Raw genomic sequence first — 16708 nt, 5'->3', positions numbered from 1 at the left:
CGAGAGGGCAGTTGCAGTTTTGAGGTGTTACCCGCCAAAATACCCGGCTTGCGCCCTCGCATGAACGATACCCTCAACGATTCCACATACGCTTCCAACGAGAAACTTGGCCGATGAATCTTCACGAGTACCAGTCGAAGCAGTTGTTTGCCCGTTACGGCATCCCGGTGCCCACAGGTTATCCGGCCTCCAGCGCCGCGGAAGCGACCGCGGCGGCCCGGCGCATCGGCGGTTCGAAATGGGTGATCAAGGCCCAGGTCCATGCCGGTGGCCGCGGCAAGGCGGGCGGCGTGAAGCTGGTGGATACCCCGGAGCAGGCCGGAAAGGCGGCCGCCGCCATGTTCGGCAAGCGGCTGGTGACGCATCAGACCGGTCCGGAAGGCCTGCCGATCCACCAGGTATTCGTCGAGCAGGGCTCCAAGATCGTTCGTGAGCTGTACCTCAGCCTGGTGCTCAATCGTGACAAAGGCCATATCGCCTTCATCGCCTCGGCGGCCGGCGGCATGGATATCGAGGAAGTGGCGGCGCACACGCCCGAGAAAATCATCCGGGTGGATATCCATCCGGCCGCCGGGCTGCAGCCCTCGCAGTGCCGCGTGCTGGCCTTCGGCCTGGGACTGGAAGGCGAGCAGATCAAGGAATTCACCCAGATCGCGCAGGCGCTGTACCAGCTGTACCTGGAGAAGGATGCGAGCCTGGTCGAGATCAATCCGCTGATCGTCACCGGCGAGGGCCGGCTGGTGGCCCTGGACGCCAAGATCAACATCGAGGACAACGCCCTGTTTCGCCAAAAGGAATTGGCCGAATGGCGCGACATCACTCAGGAAGACCCGATGGAGCGTGCCGCGGCCGAGCATGAGTTGAACTATGTGTCGCTGGACGGCGATATCGCCTGCATGGTGAACGGCGCCGGCCTGGCGATGGCCACCATGGATCTGATCAAGCTGCATGGCGGCTCACCGGCGAACTTCCTGGATGTCGGCGGCGGTGCGACCCGCGAGCGGGTCACCGAGGCGTTCAACCTGATCCTGTCGAATCAGAACGTCAAGGCGATCCTGGTCAACATCTTCGGCGGCATCGTTCGCTGCGACATGATCGCCGATGGCATCATCCACGCCGTGCAGGATGTCGGCGTGCGGGTGCCGGTGGTGGTGCGTATCGAGGGCACGAATGCCGAAAAAGGCCGCAAGCTGCTGCAGCAAAGCGGTCTGGCGCTCATCGCCGCCAGCGATCTGACCGATGCGGCCAAGAAAGTCGTCGCGGCCGCGCGCGGCTGATCCATATCGAGATCATTCCTGGTTCCTGTCCCGCTGAAGCGGGCAGGAACGAGAATCCCTCCAAGCTTCGGACCCATCTCATATGTCCATTCTCGTCAACAAGAACACCCGAGTCATCTGCCAGGGCTTCACCGGCAAGCAGGGCAGTTTCCACTCCGAGCAGTGCCTGGCCTACGGCACCAAACTGGTCGGCGGCGTCACCCCCGGTCGAGGCGGCGAGAAGCATCTCGGCTTGCCGGTCTTCGATACGGCGCGCGCGGCGGTGAAGGGCACCGGCGCAACGGTCAGCATGATCTATGTGCCGGCGCCGTTCGCGGCCGATGCCATTCTGGAAGCGGCCGATGCCGGCATCGAGTTGATCGTGTGCATCACCGAAGGTATTCCGGTGAACGACATGGTGCGCGTCAAGACCGCGCTGGCCAGCTACGGCAGCCTGCTGATCGGGCCGAACTGTCCGGGCATCATTACGCCGGGCGAGGCGAAGATCGGCATCATGCCGGGCTTCATCCATAAACCCGGACGCATCGGCATCGTGTCGCGCTCCGGTACGCTTACTTATGAAGCCGTGTTCCAGACCACCAACGTCGGCCTGGGACAGAGCACCTGCGTGGGGATCGGCGGCGATCCGGTACGCGGCATGAATTTCATCGATGTCCTGGCGCGCTTCGAGGAGGATCCCGGCACGGAAGGCATCATCATGGTTGGTGAAATCGGCGGTGCCGACGAGGAAGCCGCAGCCGAGTTCATCCGCGATAACGTCACCAAGCCGACCGTCGCCTATATCGCGGGTGTCACGGCGCCTCCGGGCAAGCGCATGGGCCACGCCGGCGCCATCGTCTCCGGCGGCATGGGGACGGCGGCGGACAAATTCGCCGCATTGGAGCGCGCCGGTGTGCGCACGGTCCAGAGTCCGGCGGATCTGGGCCAGGCCATCGCGGAGCAGCTGAAAAAGAAGGCTCGTCGCCGCGCCTCCAGGCCGGCGGCCAAGTCCGCGGCGAAGACGGCTCGGAAGGCTGTCGTGAAGACCGCCCGGAAAACGACCAAGAGCGCGAAAAAGAAAGCCGCGGCGCCGGTGGCCAGGCTGCGCAAGACGGCGAAAAAGGCGGTAAAGACCCTCGGCAGGACAGTGAGCCGCGCCACGGCCAAGGTTGCCACCCAGGCCAGGAGCAAGGCCAGGACCGCCGCCTCGGCGGTGCGGCGGGCGAAGGCGGCACCCGCACGCCGAACGGCGAGCAAAAAGACGGTGAGCAAGGCCAGGAGCGCACGCGGCCGGAGATAAAACCTGATCCAGGGCTACCGGGGATGCCCGGCAGCCCTGAACGGCGTCTGCGGCAGCCTGCCCCTGCCGCCTCGCTTCAGTTTCGCCCAGTACCCGGCGGCGAGCTTCGGGCGCTGGCGATTCACGGCGGCTTCCGGCTTCTTGGACGCGCACCTTGCTATGATGGTGACTCTGAACCGCATCAGCGAACCTCCCGTGTCTTCAACCACTCTGCGCATCGCCCTGGCGCAACTGAATCTGTTCGTCGGCGACGTGGCCGGCAATACCCAGCGTGTGATCGATACCGCGGCCGAGGCGCGTGCTCTCGGCGCCGATCTGGTCATGTTTCCCGAGCTGACACTGTGCGGCTATCCGCCCGAGGATCTGCTGTTTCACAACGGCTTGCGCCGGCAGGTCGCCGCGGCTCTGGAACGAGTACGCACCGAAACCCGGGGCATCGCCGTCATGGTCGGCTATCCGGAGTATCAGGCCGAGGACATCTACAATTCGGCGGCCCTGATCCGTGATGGCGAGGTGTTGGCCAACTACCGCAAGCAGGAGCTGCCCAATTACAGCGTCTTTGATGAGAAACGCTATTTCCAGCCCGGGCAGGCAAGCTGCATCGTCGAAATCAAGGGAATCCGCATCGCCTTGTTGATCTGCGAGGACATCTGGCGGCCTGGCCCGGCGCGCGCCGCCCGGGCTCTGGGGGCGCAACTGCTCTGCGTGATCAACGGCTCGCCCTACTCGCTGCATTATCAGCAGCGCCGCGAGGAGGTGGCGCGCGCGCGCGCCAGGGAGACCGGTCTGCCGGTGGTCTACCTGAATCTGCTGGGCGGGCAGGATGAACTGGTATTCGATGGCGCATCCTTCGTCATGGACGGCACGGGCCAGGTCGCGCAGCGCTTCAAGGCCTTCGAGGAAGGACTGTTCATGGTGAACATCGATCTGACCGGCGAGCGGGCGCTGCCGCAGGCGGCGGCGCTGGCGCCGCTGCCGAGCGAGGAAGCCAGCGTATACGACGCCTTGGTGCTGGGGGTGCGCGACTATGTCGGCAAGCATGGCTTTCCCGGGGTGGTGATCGGCTTGTCGGGCGGTGTGGACTCGGCGCTGACCCTGGCGCTGGCGGTCGATGCGCTGGGTGCCGAGCGGGTGCGGGCGGTGATGATGCCGTCGCGCTATACCTCTCAGATGAGTCTGGAGGACGCGCAAGGACAGGCCGACCTGCTGGGGGTGAGATACGATGTCATTCCCATCGAAACCCTGTTCGCGACGGTGCTGGAGGCCCTCGAGGGCGTCTTCGCCGGCCGGCCGCCGGATACGACCGAGGAGAATGTGCAGGCGCGCTGCCGCGGCCTGCTGCTGATGGCCATCTCCAACAAGACCCGCAGGATGTTGCTGACCACCGGCAACAAGAGCGAGATCTCGGTGGGCTATTCGACCTTGTATGGCGACATGGCCGGCGGCTTCGCGCCCATCAAGGATTGCAGCAAGCTGCTGGTGTATCGCCTGGCGAAGTATCGCAACACGATCGCAGCGGCGATCCCGGTGCGGGTCATCGAGCGCGAGCCGTCCGCCGAGCTGCGCGCCAATCAGAAGGATTCGGATTCGCTGCCTCCCTATGAGATTCTGGATCCGATCCTGGAATTGTTCATCGAGGATGACCTGTCGGTGGACGAGATCGCAGCCAAGGGCTTCGATCGCGCCACGGTCGGCCGGGTGCTCGACATGGTGAAGCGCAATGAATACAAGCGCCGCCAGGCTCCGCCGGGAATCAGGATCAGCGACCGGGCGTTCGGCCGGGACTGGCGTTATCCGATCACCTCGGGCTATTCACCCCGGGCTATCGTACCCGGTGGACCGGCACGGTAGGCCTACCAGAACTTCCACCAGCTGCGCCGGGCCTCTTCCTGGACCACATCGGCGTGAGCGTAGTTTTCCCGCAGGGTGCGCTCCGCATCGCCGGCCAATTCAGGCATGTCGAGCTTGCGATAGGATTCGCTCATGATTTGCAGCGCCTCCTTGACCTGGGGCGCGCCGTCATAATTTTCGATGGCATACTTGGCGCGATTGATTGCGCCGACATAGGCGCCGCGCTTGAGGTAGTAGCCCGCCACGTAGACCTCGTAGTTGGCCAGCCGGTTGCGCAGGAAAATCATGCGTTGGCGCGCATCGGGGGCATATTCACTGTCGGGAAAACGCTGCACCAGGGTCTGGAAGGCCTGAAAGGACTTGCGCGCATCGATCGGCGGGCGCTGGCTGAGATCGGCATTGAACCAGCGCTCCAGGAAATTCGCGTTGCGCTCGAACTGCACCAGACCCTTGATGTAATAGGCATAGTCCACGCGGGGATGGGCGGGGTTTTCGCGAATGAACTGATCCGCCTGGTCGATGGCGGATTCGGGCTGGCGGCTCTTGTAATACGCATACATGAGGTCGAGCTGGCCCTGGCGCGCGGAGTTGCTGAACGGAAAGCGGGCTTCCAGCTGCTCGTAGTAAGTGACGGCGGTGCGATAGTCGCCGCTGTCGGCGGCGCGTTTGGCGAGTTCATAGAGTTTTTCGGGGCTACCGAGCTGCTCGCGGGGTTTGTTGCCGCAACCCGTCAAGGCCAGCATCAGGGCGGCCATGGTCAGAATAAGGATGCGCGTGCGAGAATTCATCGGTTACCGCCGTCGTCGGGCAATCCGGCGAGTATAGCCCCACCCCGGGTTCATGAACATTCGGCCTGCAGGCTGCCGCCGCGGCCGAGCGCCATTCCGGCAATGCCTCAACCTGTCTGGAAAAAGTCCTGGCTACGATGTCCGAATCGATCCGTCACAGTCTCACGATCCCGCCCGAGCTGGCCGGCCAGCGCCTGGACCAGGTGCTGGCGGAGTTGTTGAGTCGGTATTCGCGTACCCGTATCAAGGAATGGATCGATACGGGGGGCGTGCTGGTGAACGGTGCGCGGCTGCGTCCCAAGGACAAGGTTCTGGGAGGAGAGCGCGTCGAGGTGGATGCGCAGTGGCCCGATGCGGTGGCGATGACGCCTGAGCCGATCGCGCTCGAGCGGGTCTATGAAGACTCCCATGTGCTGGTCATCGACAAGCCGGTCGGCCTGGTGGTGCATCCGGGGGCCGGCAATGCGGCGGGCACCTTGCAGAATGCCTTGCTGCATTTCGATCCAGGCCTGTCGCGGCTGCCGCGGGCCGGCATCGTGCATCGCCTGGACAAGGATACCAGCGGCCTGATGGTGGTGGCGCGGACCGTGGAGGCGCATACGGCGCTGGCGCGGGCGATCGAGGCGCGTGAGGTGGAGCGGAAATACGAGGCGGTTTGTGCGGGCGTGATGACGGGCGGCGGTACGGTGACGGCGCCGATCGGCCGCCATCCGGTCGACCGGGTCCGCATGGCGATTCGTGCCGACGGCCGTGAGGCGGTGACGCATTACCGGGTATTGCAGCGTTTTCGGGGCCATACCCATGTCCGCCTGAAACTGGAGACGGGGCGGACGCACCAGATTCGGGTGCACCTGGCGCATATAGGCTATCCACTGGTGGGCGATCGGGTTTACGGGGGACGCTTGACACTGCCCCGGGGAGCAACGGCTGCATTGATCGAGGTGTTACGCGGATTCAGGCGTCAGGCGCTGCATGCCGCAAGACTGGCGTTCGAGCATCCGGCAACTGGCGAGCCGGTGGTGTGCGAGGCGCCGTTGCCGGCGGATATGCGCCTGCTGTTGCAGGCGCTGGCGCTGGATGCCCGCGACGCATCCAGAACATGATCCAGAACATGATTCGGGGCATGAAGCGCATGGCGCGGCTGAGCTGCACCGAGCACCGGTCGCGGGATCGCCCGGGGAACCGGGTGGGGCGCCGATGAGCGATGCGCCGGACGAGTTGCAGCAGGGCGATCTGCAGTGGATCCGGCCGGCCTGGCCGGCTCCTGCGCAGGTGCGCTCGGCCGTGAGTCTGCGAGGCGGCGGCATCAGCGCCGGGTCCTATGCCAGCTTGAATCTGGGGATGCATGTGGGCGATGACCCGCAGGCGGTGGCGAGCAACCGGCACCGGCTGTGCGAAGCCCTGCATCTGCCGGGCGAGCCTTTATGGCTGGACCAGGTGCATGGCATACGCGTGGTGGAGGCCGCGCCGCGCGGCGCGATGCGGCCCGCACCGCAGGCCGATGCCGTCTATGCGCGCCAGGCGCACCAGGTCTGTGTGGTGCTGACGGCGGATTGTTTGCCGGTGCTGTTCTGCGATCGGGCCGGTACGCGGGTGGCGGCCGCGCACGCGGGCTGGCGGGGACTGGCGGGGGGGGTGCTGGCAGCAACGCTGGCGGCGATGGGCGGGGCGCCTGGTGAAATGATGGCCTGGCTGGGTCCGGCGATCGAGCCGGCGGCCTTCGAGGTCGGGGAGGAGGTGCGTGCGGCTTTCCTGGTGCGCGATACGCTGCATTCGAAGGCTTTCCAGGGCAATGCGCAGGGACGCTGGCAGGCGGATCTGGCTGCCCTGGCCCGGCGCGAGCTGCAACGGCTCGGCGTAGAGGCCGTTTTCGAGGGAGGGTGGCTGGAGAGTGGCGCGACTAGCCGGACGGACGCTCAGGGAGGCGAGCGGGAGCATGACGGGATCAGCAGCTTTCGCTGTTATGCCGATGCGACGCGCTTTTTCTCCTATCGCCGTGACGGGCGCACCGGCCGGATGGCCACGTTGATCTGGAGAGAGAGCTGACGACTTAACCCGCGCGGGCGGCGGCTCAACTGCTTGACGCGCATGCTAGGCTGATGATCTCGATAGAATATCAATATCCCTGCGGTTTCCGAGAACCGTTCTAGTGTCTTGCAGTGCGCTCGTGCACGGGTCGAATGGCCTGGCCGGCGCATCCGCAGGGCGAAGCGTGCATCATTTATGTCATTGCTGCTCTGGATCCTGATCTTTACCGCCCTGGGTGGCGTGCTGAGCGCGCTGGCGGCCTCCGTGTTCCTGGTGGCGCCGGTGTCGCTGCGGACGCGGGCGTTGCCGCACCTGGTCAGTTTCGCCACCGGCGCATTGCTGAGCGCAGCGCTGCTGGGCCTGCTGCCGCATGCGATCGAGGGGGCGGGCCTCGCCAATACCCATCGCATCGGGCTGACCGTGCTGGTGGGGCTGTTGATCTTTTTTGTGCTGGAAAAGCTGGTCCTGTGGCGGCATTGTCATCAGGATCTGTGCGAGGGGCACTTTCCGCACGCGCCCGTGCCGCTGGGCGGGCCGGATCAGGAGGTCGGCCATGGTCATTCACATCGGCCGGTGGCGGCGAAGTTCGTCTCACAAGGCCATGCGGACCATGCGGGCCATGCTGGGGACGGGCTCATCCGGGGTCAATCTGATGCTATGGCCGATGCTGCGGCTCGACCTTGGCAGGATGGGCGGGCGCGGGCCTCGGCGATGCTGATCCTGCTGGGTGACGGCTTCCATAATGTGCTCGACGGGGTGTTGATCGCCGCTGCGTTCATGACCGACCTGCATTTAGGCGTGGTGACGGCGCTGGCGGTGTTCACTCATGAGATTCCGCAGGAAGTGGGCGATCTGGCCATCCTGCTGGACAGCGGCATGTCGCGGCTGAAGGCCATGACGCTGAATCTGGCGACCAGCCTGACATCGATCCTCGGCGGCCTGCTCGCCTATTTCGCCCTGGCGCCGGTGACCTGGATGTTGCCGTACGCGGTGGCGATCGCCGCCTCCAGCTTTTTGTACATCGCCGTGGCGGACTTGATCCCAGGCCTGCACCGGCGCGTGGATCCGGGTTCGGGCATTCGCCAGTTCGTGTTCATCCTGCTGGGCGTGGCGGTCATCTATATCGGGCATAGCCTGGCGCATTGACTCAGCGGTCTGATCTTGACAGGCGGCCGCTGAGCTTATCCGGCATCACTACCGATTTGTACTGCATGAAGTGATACTTTAGTATCACTTCATGCGCACCGAACTCGTGACCACGCTTAAGCGGCAGGCGACTGAGCTCCTGGATGAATTGGAGCGCAGTCGTGAGCCCATCCTTATCACCCAGCATGGTCTGCCCAGCGCCTATTTGGTGGATGTGGAAAGCTACGAGTTATTGCAGCGCCGCATGAGACTGCTGGAGGGTATTGCCCGAGGCGAAAAAGCCATCGAGGAGGGGCGCACGGTCACGCACGCCCAAGCCAAGCAACGTCTATCTCGATGGCTGAAATAATTTGGACTGAACCTGCGCTGGCCGATCTGGATACCATCGCCGACTACATCGCTTTAGATAATCCGCAGGCGGCCCGCAAGCTCGTGCGGCGCGTCTTTGATCATGTCGATCAATTGGCTGCACACCCCCTAAGTGGCTCCAAGCTGTCGGAGTTCCAGGGTTGGCGCTATCGCCAGATCGTTGAACCGCCGTGCCGCGTGATCTACCGTCATGAGAAAGGGTCGATTCATCTCGTCCATGTCGTCAGAGGTGAACGCCTGCTCGACAAGACGCTGCTTGGAAAACGCAGCAAGGTACCCGCCAAAAAGTGACACTCATCCCGGCGCATGATTCGGCGCAGCCGTGAATGAGCGCGATACGCGGGTGAGCCACGCCGGCTTTGCGGCGGCTGGAAGCGAAAGCCAGGAAGGCGGAAAATCCTTTCGGTGTGATTGAATTTCCGCAGGGTCCGCCCCACATCGACGGCATCGGCCGACACGGCCATCGTCAATATAAAAAGGCGGAAACCGCCCCGTGGGCGCCGTCGTGAGGTTGTTCCATGCGCATGGATAAATTGACAAGTAAATTCCAGCTGGCCCTGGCGGACGCCCAGTCGCTTGCCGTCGGCCGCGATCATCAATACATCGAACCCTTGCACGTCATGACGGCGTTGCTGGATCAGCAGGGCGGCTCGGTGCGTCATCTGCTCGACAAGGCGGGTACCAACGTCAACTTGCTGCGCTCGCAGCTAGGCGAGGCGCTGGATCGTCTGCCGAAGGTGGAGGGTACGGGTGGCGAGGTACATATTTCCGGCGATCTCAACCGAGTTTTCAACCTGACCGACAAGATCGCCCAGAAGCGCGGCGATCAATATATTTCCAGCGAATTGTTCGTGCTGGCGGGCCTGGAGGACAAGGGATCGTTAGGCTCGATCCTGCGCGGTGCGGGCGCGGTGAAGGGGGCCATCGAAAAGGCGATCGACGATCTGCGCGGCGGCGAGCAGGTGACCGATCCCAATGCCGAGGAAAGCCGCCAGGCGCTGGAGAAGTACACGATCGATCTGACCGAGCGGGCCGAGCAGGGCAAGCTCGATCCGGTGATCGGCCGCGACGACGAGATCCGGCGCACGGTGCAGGTGCTGCAGCGGCGCACCAAGAACAATCCGGTGCTGATCGGCGAGCCGGGGGTCGGCAAGACGGCGATCGTGGAGGGACTGGCGCAGCGTATCGTCAATGGCGAGGTGCCGGAGGGCCTGCGCAACAAGCGCATCCTGTCCCTGGACATGGGCGCGTTGATCGCCGGTGCGAAGTATCGCGGTGAGTTCGAGGAGCGCCTGAAGGCGGTGCTCAACGATCTGGCGAAACAGGAAGGTCAGATCATCCTGTTCATCGATGAATTGCACACCGTCGTCGGTGCGGGCAAGGCGGAAGGTGCCATGGACGCGGGCAATATGCTCAAGCCGGCGCTGGCGCGCGGCGAGCTGCATTGTGTGGGTGCCACCACCCTGGATGAATATCGCCAATACATCGAGAAGGATGCCGCCCTGGAGCGGCGCTTCCAGAAAGTTCAGGTCGATCAGCCCTCGGTGGAGGATACGATCGCGATCCTGCGTGGCCTGAAGGAGCGCTACGAGGTGCATCATGGCGTGGATATCACCGATCCGGCGATCGTCGCCGCCGCGACGTTGTCGCACCGCTATATCAGCGATCGCCAGCTGCCCGACAAGGCGATCGACCTGATCGACGAGGCGGCCTCGCGCATTCGCATGGAGATCGATTCCAAGCCGGAGGAAATGGATCGGCTGGAGCGGCGCATCATCCAGCTGAAGATCGAGCGTGAGGCCTTGAAGAAGGAATCCGACGAGGCCTCTCGCAAGCGGCTGGCCACGCTCGAGGAACAGCTTGGATCGCTGGAGAAGGAATACGCGGATCTGGAGGAAATCTGGAAGGCCGAGAAGGCCTCCCTGCAAAGCTCGGCGCATATCAAGGAGGAACTGGAGCGCGCCCGTCTTGAACTGGAGACGGCGCGGCGCGCGCAGGATCTGGCGCGCATGTCCGAGCTGTCCTACGGCAAGATCCCGGAGTTGGAGCGCCGGCTGGCGGATGCGACGGCGGCCGAGCAGCAGGAGACCCGGCTGCTGCGCAACAAGGTGACGGACGAGGAAGTGGCCGAGGTCGTCTCCAAGTGGACCGGTATTCCGATCTCCAAGATGCTGGAGGGCGAGAAGGAGAAGCTGCTGCAGATGGAGGCGGCGCTGGGCAAGCGTGTCATCGGCCAGCACGAAGCCGTGGCGGCGGTGGCCGATGCGGTGCGCCGCTCCCGGGCGGGCTTGTCGGATCCGAACCGCCCGAACGGCTCCTTCCTGTTCCTGGGACCGACCGGTGTGGGCAAGACGGAGCTGTGCAAGGCGCTGGCGGAATTCCTGTTCGATACGGAAGACGCGATGGTTCGCGTCGACATGTCCGAGTTCATGGAGAAACATTCCGTCGCCCGCCTGATCGGCGCGCCGCCGGGCTATGTGGGTTACGAGGAAGGCGGTTATCTGACCGAGGCGGTGCGCCGCCGTCCCTATTCGGTGCTGCTGCTGGATGAGGTCGAGAAGGCACATCCGGATGTATTCAATGTCCTGTTGCAGGTGCTGGATGACGGGCGGCTGACCGATGGCCAGGGGCGCACGGTCGATTTTCGCAACACCGTGATCATCATGACCTCCAATCTCGGCTCGCACGTGATCCAGGAGCTGGCCGGAGAAGCGAACTATGACAAGATGAAATCCAGCGTGATGGAGATCGTGCAGCAGCACTTCCGCCCGGAGTTCATCAACCGGGTCGATGACATCGTGGTGTTCCATCCGCTGGGACGCGAGCAGCTGCGCTCCATCGTCGACATCCAGCTGGGATATCTGCGCCGGCGCCTGGCCGAGCGGGAGATCGAGCTGGTGCTGCAGGAAGATGCGCGGGATGCCCTCGCGGAGGCGGGTTTCGATCCCGTCTATGGCGCCCGGCCGCTCAAGCGGGCGATTCAGCAGCAGCTGGAAAACCCGCTGGCGCAGCGGATCCTGAAAGGCGAGTTCGGCCCGGGCAGCCGGGTGACCGTGTCCGCCGAAGACGGTGCGCTGGTCTTCGGCCACTGACCGGGTACCGGCCGGCGCGGTAGAACGGCCGGATCCGAGGGCGGCGTACCGGCCCTTGGCCACTGATGTGGTGGACTTGACGGGACGGCTTGAACTGCGGCGCAGCGGCACTAAGATGCGCTCGCCCATTATTGCTTGTCATGATGTTTTGAGGCGTTCAATGCCCTTTTACGAATACGAATGCACGGCCTGCAAGTTCTATGTCGAAGCGTTGCAGAAGATTTCCGATCCGCCGCTGCGCAAATGTCCCAGCTGCAAGAAGCAGGCCTTGAAAAAGCTGGTCTCCGCGCCGGTGTTCCGCCTCAAGGGATCGGGCTGGTACGAGACCGATTTCAAGTCCGAGCAGGAGCAGAAGCGCAATCTGGCCGGTGGCGAGGAGGCCCCCGAGCGCAGCGAGGCCAAGGAGGACGGCAAGACTGCCGGGGCGGAGGCCAAGGACGGTGCCGGTACGGGCGCTGATGCCCAGACGCCTGTCAAGCCGGTGGCCAAGCCGGCCGCCAAGTCGACAGCGACGACCGGTAGCGCCGCCGCAGGGCCGAGGCGTTCCTCGAAGCCGGCCAGCCCAGCCCGCCCGGCCACGACAGCCCGACCCGCGGCCCGACCCGCAGCCCGGTCCACGGCCAAGAAAAAGACCGGCACCAAGAAGGCCCGCTGAGCAGCGCGCCGGGCCTGGCCCCGGCGCGTCGCGGGCGAAAGGCGCTGCGGAACGGCGCCGGCTTGCCTTGCGTGGGTTCCGGGGGCTCCGTAACATCGCGCGCTCGTAATTTAGGCGGGGCGGCATCCCCCGCGGACACACCTTTCAGAGTCTTCCCCATGCGTTCCCATTATTGCGGTCAGGTCGACGAAATCCTCAGTGGCCAGGAGGTCAGCGTGGCGGGCTGGGTGCACCGGCGGCGCGATCATGGCGGAGTGATTTTCGTGGATCTGCGCGACCGCGAGGGTCTGCTGCAGATCGTGTTCGATCCGGATGCCAGGGAAATATTCCAGGATGCCGAGCGCCTGCGGGGAGAGTTTTGTGTGCGCATTCGCGGGCTGGTGCGTCCCCGTCCGCCGGGGACGGCGAATGCGGCGCTGGCCTCGGGCCAGGTCGAAGTGCTGGCGCGCGAGCTGGAGATTCTGAGCCGGGCCGAGACGCCGCCGTTTCATCACGATGAAGCCGCCAACGAGGAGTTGCGCCTCAAGTATCGCTATCTGGACCTGCGCCGCGAGGTGATGCAGAAGCGTCTTCGACTGCGCCATCGGGTGACGCGCGCCATGCGCGACTACCTGGACGAGCAGGGCTATATCGACATCGAGACACCCATGCTCACCAAGGCGACGCCGGAAGGCGCGCGTGACTATCTGGTACCCAGCCGCACGCATGCAGGGCAATTTTTCGCGCTGCCGCAATCGCCGCAGTTGTTCAAGCAATTGTTGATGATGAGCGGTTTCGATCGCTATTATCAGATCGTGCGTTGTTTCCGCGATGAAGATCTGCGCGCGGAACGCCAGCCGGAGTTCACACAGCTGGATATCGAGACCTCGTTCATGAGCGAGGAACAGATCATGCAGCACATGGAGGCACTGATCTGCTCGATTTTCGCCACTGTCCTGGGTGATGAGCTGCCGGCGCCCTTCCCGCGCATCACCTACGCGGAGGCGATGCGCCGCTATGGTTCGGACAAGCCGGATCTGCGCATTGATCTGGAACTGGTGGATGTGGCCGACCTGGTGCGCGATTGCGAATTCAAGGTGTTCGCCGCGCCGGCCGCCAACCCGCAGGGCCGCGTCGCCGCATTGCGGGTGCCGCAGGGCGGTGTGCGCATGACGCGCAAGGAAATCGATGATTGCACTGCCTTCGTCGGACGCTACGGCGCGAAGGGACTGGCGTACGTGAAGGTAAACGAGTTGGCGAAGGGGCGCGACGGTCTGCAGTCTCCTATCCTGAAATTCCTGAGTGATGCGGCCATCGAGGGCATTTTGACCCGCGCGGCGGCGGCAGACGGCGACCTGATCTTTTTCGGCGCGGATACTGCTAAAGTCGTGAACGACTCGCTGGGTGCGCTGCGCATCAAGCTGGGACATGATCTGGGCATGGCGCAGACCGGCTGGCGGCCGTTGTGGGTGGTGGATTTCCCGATGTTCGAATGGGATGCGGATGCCAAGCGCTGGGTGGCGCTGCATCATCCCTTCACCGCGCCGCGTTGCGAGGATGCCGCGGAATTGCGGGCGGATCCGGCGAACGCGATCTCCAAGGGCTATGACATGGTGCTCAACGGTTCGGAGATCGGCGGCGGTTCGGTGCGTATCCATCGCCCGGACATGCAGTCGGCCGTGTTCGATTTGTTGGGCATCGGGCCGGAAGAGGCGCAGCAGAAGTTCGGCTTCCTGCTGGAGGCGCTCAAGTACGGTACGCCGCCGCACGGCGGTATCGCCTTCGGCCTGGACCGCATCGTGATGTTCATGGCCGGCACCGACAGCATTCGCGATGTCATCGCCTTCCCGAAAACCCAGACAGCGGCGGATTTGTTGACGAACGCCCCGACGCCGGTCAGCGAGGAGCAGCTCAAGGAACTGTATATCCGGGTCAGGCTGCCGGTGAAGGTGGGCTGAGATCCGGGTGAGCACATGAACGGCGGTTGCGGCATTCGCGCAGCGGCCGTGAAGACGGCTTCGTGGCTGCGTGAGAATGAGTTCTGTCATCGGCGCTGTACAGGCCGGAGGGGATGCCCGGCCGCTGGTCATCCTGGTGCATGGCCTGTGGATGTCGGGTTTGGAGCTGGGCATCATCAAGCGGCGGCTGGAGGCCGGCCAACTGCGTGCCGTGATCTTTTCCTACCCTACGCTGCGGGGCTCGATGCGCGAGCATGCCCGGAGCCTGCTGCGGTTCGCACGCGCGCAGCGTGCGCAGACCTTGCATTTCATCGGCCATAGCCTCGGCGGCTTGGTGATTCTGCGAGCGCTGGAGTCGGAGGATCTGACGCCGGGACGGGTGGTTCTGATGGGGACCCCGTCCCAGGGATCCAGAGCGGCTCGCGAGATAGCCCGGCGGCTGCCTTTCGGTAGGCGGATCCTGGGCCCGGCGTTGTACCAGGAGTGCATCGAACCTGCGGACATCCCGCCGCGCCAGTGGTCCGGTCATCGCGAGGTCGGGGTGATCGCCGGTTCCATGAGGTTGGGGCTGGGCCGCCTGTTCGCCGGCCTGGAGGGCGAGCATGACGGTACCGTGCGGGTCGAGGAGACGCGTCTGCCGGGCGCCAAGGATCATATCGTTATCGCCACTTCGCATACCGGCATGTTGCTATCCGCCGAGGCGTTGCAACAGGCGGTGCATTTTCTGCGTATGGGGACGTTTCAGCGCTGACTGGGCGCGGCTCCGCCCGTCCTGGAATGCGGTGGACGAGTCCCTCTGGCCGATTCGGGGCGGGACCGCGTCGAATTCGAGAATCGTGCAACTTGATGCGGATCAGTGTCCGGACGAGGTCGATGCGCAGAATGTGATGATCCATCGACGTGGGGACGAGCGATGACGATCGTCGGATTGAATGTGCATTTCGATGCCGGGAAGCAGCAGATCTTAGCGTGCTTCGAAGCCGCCGCCGGTTCCTGCGGCTCCCGGGACTGATACGGATGAGCAAGATCCCCCGGCTCGCCTACGAGGCGATGCCGCCGCTGTCGGTGCCGATGCGTTTTTTTCTTACGGCACCGCTGTTCGGCATGATGGCCGGGTTGCTGCTGCTGATCGACGATGCCGTGCTGGTGTCGCGCTGGACGCCGGGGGCGCTCGCCGCGGTCCATTTGTTCACCGTGGGTTTCATGCTGCAGGTGATGCTCGGGGCCCTGCTACAGATCTTACCGGTAGTAGCCGGTGCATCTTTCTCGGCGCCATTGCGCATCGCGGCTTTTACCCATGGGACGACGAGCGCCGGCGCGGTCGGCCTGTGCTGGGGGTTGGGCCGTGGTCAGCCCGGTATTCTCGTCGCCGGCGCGACGCTGCTCGGCCTCGGCCTGGCGTTCTTCCTGTACGCTGCCGCGGCCGCCCTGCGACGGGCACCGCAAGCGCAACCCGGGAGCCGTACACAGCGCGATTTACGTCTGGCGCTCACGGGATTGGTCGTGACCACTGTGCTCGGACTGCTCCTGGCCTGGCTCCTTGCCGGTGGCTTCAGCATGCCGGTCGAGCTGACGAGCTTGGTGAACCTGCATGCCGGATGGGGATGGCTGGGCTGGGGCGGCTTGTTGCTGGCGGCCACCAGCTGGGTGGTCGTGCCGATGTTCCAGGTCACGCCGGTCTATCCCGCTCGATTCACGTCTTTATGGGCGCCCACCGTGCTGACGGTGCTGCTGCTATGGACCGGGGCGATGCTGAGCGGCTTCGATCCGCTCATCCTCGCCGTCGCTCTGGCGCTGCTGGTCCTCGCCGGCGCCTACGCCGGCACGACGCTGAACCTGCTGTTACGCACGCGTCGCACCGTCCCGGACGCCTCGTCGCGCACCTTCCGTCTGGCGATGGCGGCGAGCATCGGTGGGTTGCTGGCGCTACTCGCCTCGTTCGTTTCCGATGCGCCGCATTGGCCGGTACTGGCCGGTGTACTGATCCTGCATGGCGGCTTCGCCAGTGCCATCAGCGCCATGCTTTACAAGATCGTGCCTTTCCTCGTCTGGCTGCATCTGACCGAGGCGCGTGTGAAGGTGGCGAACGTGAAAAAACTGTTGCCCGAGGCGCCGATCCAAGCGCAACTGCGCCTGCATGGCGCCGTGCTGATCATTCTCCTGGTGGCGGTCTTTCTGCCGCAGGCCGGCCGGATCGCCGGCGCGGCGATGCTGGTCGAGTTCGGCTGGCTGCTGGCCAACATCGTGCGCGTGCTACGGGTGTGGGCGCGTGCCATGGAGCCGTGA

General features: G+C 64.4%; 13 protein-coding genes and 1 pseudogene. 13 read left to right on the top strand and 1 reads right to left on the bottom strand.

All coding sequences use genetic code 11. From position 1 onward, the window contains the following. Positions 1-113: 113 nt before the first annotated feature. The 3 genes and pseudogenes from sucC to ACG33_RS11970 all read left to right on the top strand — a co-directional run bounded on the left by sucC (position 114) and on the right by ACG33_RS11970 (position 4407). Positions 114-1277 carry an ADP-forming succinate--CoA ligase subunit beta gene (gene sucC, locus ACG33_RS11980; protein WP_066921483.1) on the top strand — a complete coding sequence of 388 codons (1164 nt, stop codon included), beginning with the start codon at positions 114-116 and terminating at the stop codon, positions 1275-1277. An 82-nt stretch (positions 1278-1359) separates the two neighbouring features. Continuing rightward, positions 1360-2223: pseudogene (gene sucD, locus ACG33_RS11975) on the top strand (succinate--CoA ligase subunit alpha); the annotation flags it as partial. 495 nt (positions 2224-2718) lie between these two features. Next, positions 2719-4407, top strand: coding sequence for an NAD+ synthase (locus tag ACG33_RS11970; RefSeq protein WP_066923350.1), 1689 nt, complete (start codon positions 2719-2721; stop codon positions 4405-4407). Positions 4408-4409: 2 nt separating this feature from the next. On the opposite strand, the gene ACG33_RS11965 is transcribed toward ACG33_RS11970, so the two are convergent. Further along, the gene (locus ACG33_RS11965) at positions 4410-5195 is read right to left on the bottom strand and encodes an outer membrane protein assembly factor BamD (protein ID WP_157071780.1); all 786 of its coding nucleotides are present in this window, start codon (positions 5193-5195) and stop codon (positions 4410-4412) included. A 137-nt stretch (positions 5196-5332) separates the two neighbouring features. Between ACG33_RS11965 and rluD the strand changes: the two genes are divergently transcribed. The 10 genes from rluD (at position 5333) to ACG33_RS11915 (ending at position 16708) form a co-directional block, all read left to right on the top strand. Continuing rightward, entirely contained in the window at positions 5333-6298 is a 966-nt protein-coding gene (gene rluD / locus ACG33_RS11960) for a 23S rRNA pseudouridine(1911/1915/1917) synthase RluD (RefSeq protein WP_066921481.1), read from the top strand. 94 nt (positions 6299-6392) lie between these two features. Then, complete coding sequence (gene pgeF / locus ACG33_RS11955) at positions 6393-7241, top strand: peptidoglycan editing factor PgeF (protein WP_210399052.1); 849 nt, start codon at positions 6393-6395, stop codon at positions 7239-7241. A 177-nt stretch (positions 7242-7418) separates the two neighbouring features. Then, entirely contained in the window at positions 7419-8369 is a 951-nt protein-coding gene (locus ACG33_RS11950) for a ZIP family metal transporter (RefSeq protein WP_066921479.1), read from the top strand. 91 nt (positions 8370-8460) lie between these two features. Further along, positions 8461-8718: a type II toxin-antitoxin system Phd/YefM family antitoxin gene (locus ACG33_RS11945; RefSeq protein WP_066921477.1), complete on the top strand. Its 258-nt coding sequence runs from the start codon at positions 8461-8463 to the stop codon at positions 8716-8718. Beyond that, positions 8706-9029, top strand: coding sequence for a type II toxin-antitoxin system RelE/ParE family toxin (locus ACG33_RS11940; protein WP_066921475.1), 324 nt, complete (start codon positions 8706-8708; stop codon positions 9027-9029). Before ACG33_RS11945 ends, ACG33_RS11940 begins: the two co-directional genes overlap by 13 nt. 227 nt (positions 9030-9256) lie before the next feature. Then, positions 9257-11830: an ATP-dependent chaperone ClpB gene (gene clpB / locus ACG33_RS11935; protein WP_083536843.1), complete on the top strand. Its 2574-nt coding sequence runs from the start codon at positions 9257-9259 to the stop codon at positions 11828-11830. A gap of 160 nt (positions 11831-11990) precedes the next feature. Beyond that, entirely contained in the window at positions 11991-12485 is a 495-nt protein-coding gene (locus ACG33_RS15820; protein WP_083536841.1) for an FmdB family zinc ribbon protein, read from the top strand. A gap of 158 nt (positions 12486-12643) precedes the next feature. After that, positions 12644-14422, top strand: a complete 1779-nt coding sequence (gene aspS, locus ACG33_RS11925; RefSeq protein WP_066921473.1) for an aspartate--tRNA ligase — start codon at positions 12644-12646, stop codon at positions 14420-14422. 76 nt (positions 14423-14498) lie between these two features. Further along, the gene (locus tag ACG33_RS11920; RefSeq protein ID WP_066921471.1) at positions 14499-15173 is read left to right on the top strand and encodes an alpha/beta fold hydrolase; all 675 of its coding nucleotides are present in this window, start codon (positions 14499-14501) and stop codon (positions 15171-15173) included. Between the two features lie 266 nt (positions 15174-15439). After that, on the top strand, positions 15440-16708 hold the full coding sequence (locus tag ACG33_RS11915; protein WP_066921469.1) for a hypothetical protein: 1269 nt from the start codon (positions 15440-15442) through the stop codon (positions 16706-16708).

Source organism: Steroidobacter denitrificans (assembly GCF_001579945.1).
Classification (GTDB): Bacteria; Pseudomonadota; Gammaproteobacteria; order Steroidobacterales; family Steroidobacteraceae; genus Steroidobacter; species Steroidobacter denitrificans.
Note: the sequence above shows the minus strand (reverse complement) of the source record. Positions and strands in the feature narration are given on the sequence as shown.

Bases quoted from the DNA above. Each gene is read 5' to 3' on its own strand.
- sucC (WP_066921483.1), top strand. From the start codon at position 114: ATGAATCTTCACGAGTACCAGTCGAAGCAGTTGTTTGCCCGTTACGGC.
- ACG33_RS11970 (WP_066923350.1), top strand. From the start codon at position 2,719: ATGGTGACTCTGAACCGCATCAGCGAACCTCCCGTGTCTTCAACCACT.
- ACG33_RS11965 (WP_157071780.1), bottom strand. From the start codon at position 5,195: ATGAATTCTCGCACGCGCATCCTTATTCTGACCATGGCCGCCCTGATG.
- rluD (WP_066921481.1), top strand. From the start codon at position 5,333: ATGTCCGAATCGATCCGTCACAGTCTCACGATCCCGCCCGAGCTGGCC.
- pgeF (WP_210399052.1), top strand. From the start codon at position 6,393: ATGAGCGATGCGCCGGACGAGTTGCAGCAGGGCGATCTGCAGTGGATC.
- ACG33_RS11950 (WP_066921479.1), top strand. From the start codon at position 7,419: ATGTCATTGCTGCTCTGGATCCTGATCTTTACCGCCCTGGGTGGCGTG.
- ACG33_RS11945 (WP_066921477.1), top strand. From the start codon at position 8,461: ATGCGCACCGAACTCGTGACCACGCTTAAGCGGCAGGCGACTGAGCTC.
- ACG33_RS11940 (WP_066921475.1), top strand. From the start codon at position 8,706: ATGGCTGAAATAATTTGGACTGAACCTGCGCTGGCCGATCTGGATACC.
- clpB (WP_083536843.1), top strand. From the start codon at position 9,257: ATGCGCATGGATAAATTGACAAGTAAATTCCAGCTGGCCCTGGCGGAC.
- ACG33_RS15820 (WP_083536841.1), top strand. From the start codon at position 11,991: ATGCCCTTTTACGAATACGAATGCACGGCCTGCAAGTTCTATGTCGAA.
- aspS (WP_066921473.1), top strand. From the start codon at position 12,644: ATGCGTTCCCATTATTGCGGTCAGGTCGACGAAATCCTCAGTGGCCAG.
- ACG33_RS11920 (WP_066921471.1), top strand. From the start codon at position 14,499: ATGAGTTCTGTCATCGGCGCTGTACAGGCCGGAGGGGATGCCCGGCCG.
- ACG33_RS11915 (WP_066921469.1), top strand. From the start codon at position 15,440: ATGAGCAAGATCCCCCGGCTCGCCTACGAGGCGATGCCGCCGCTGTCG.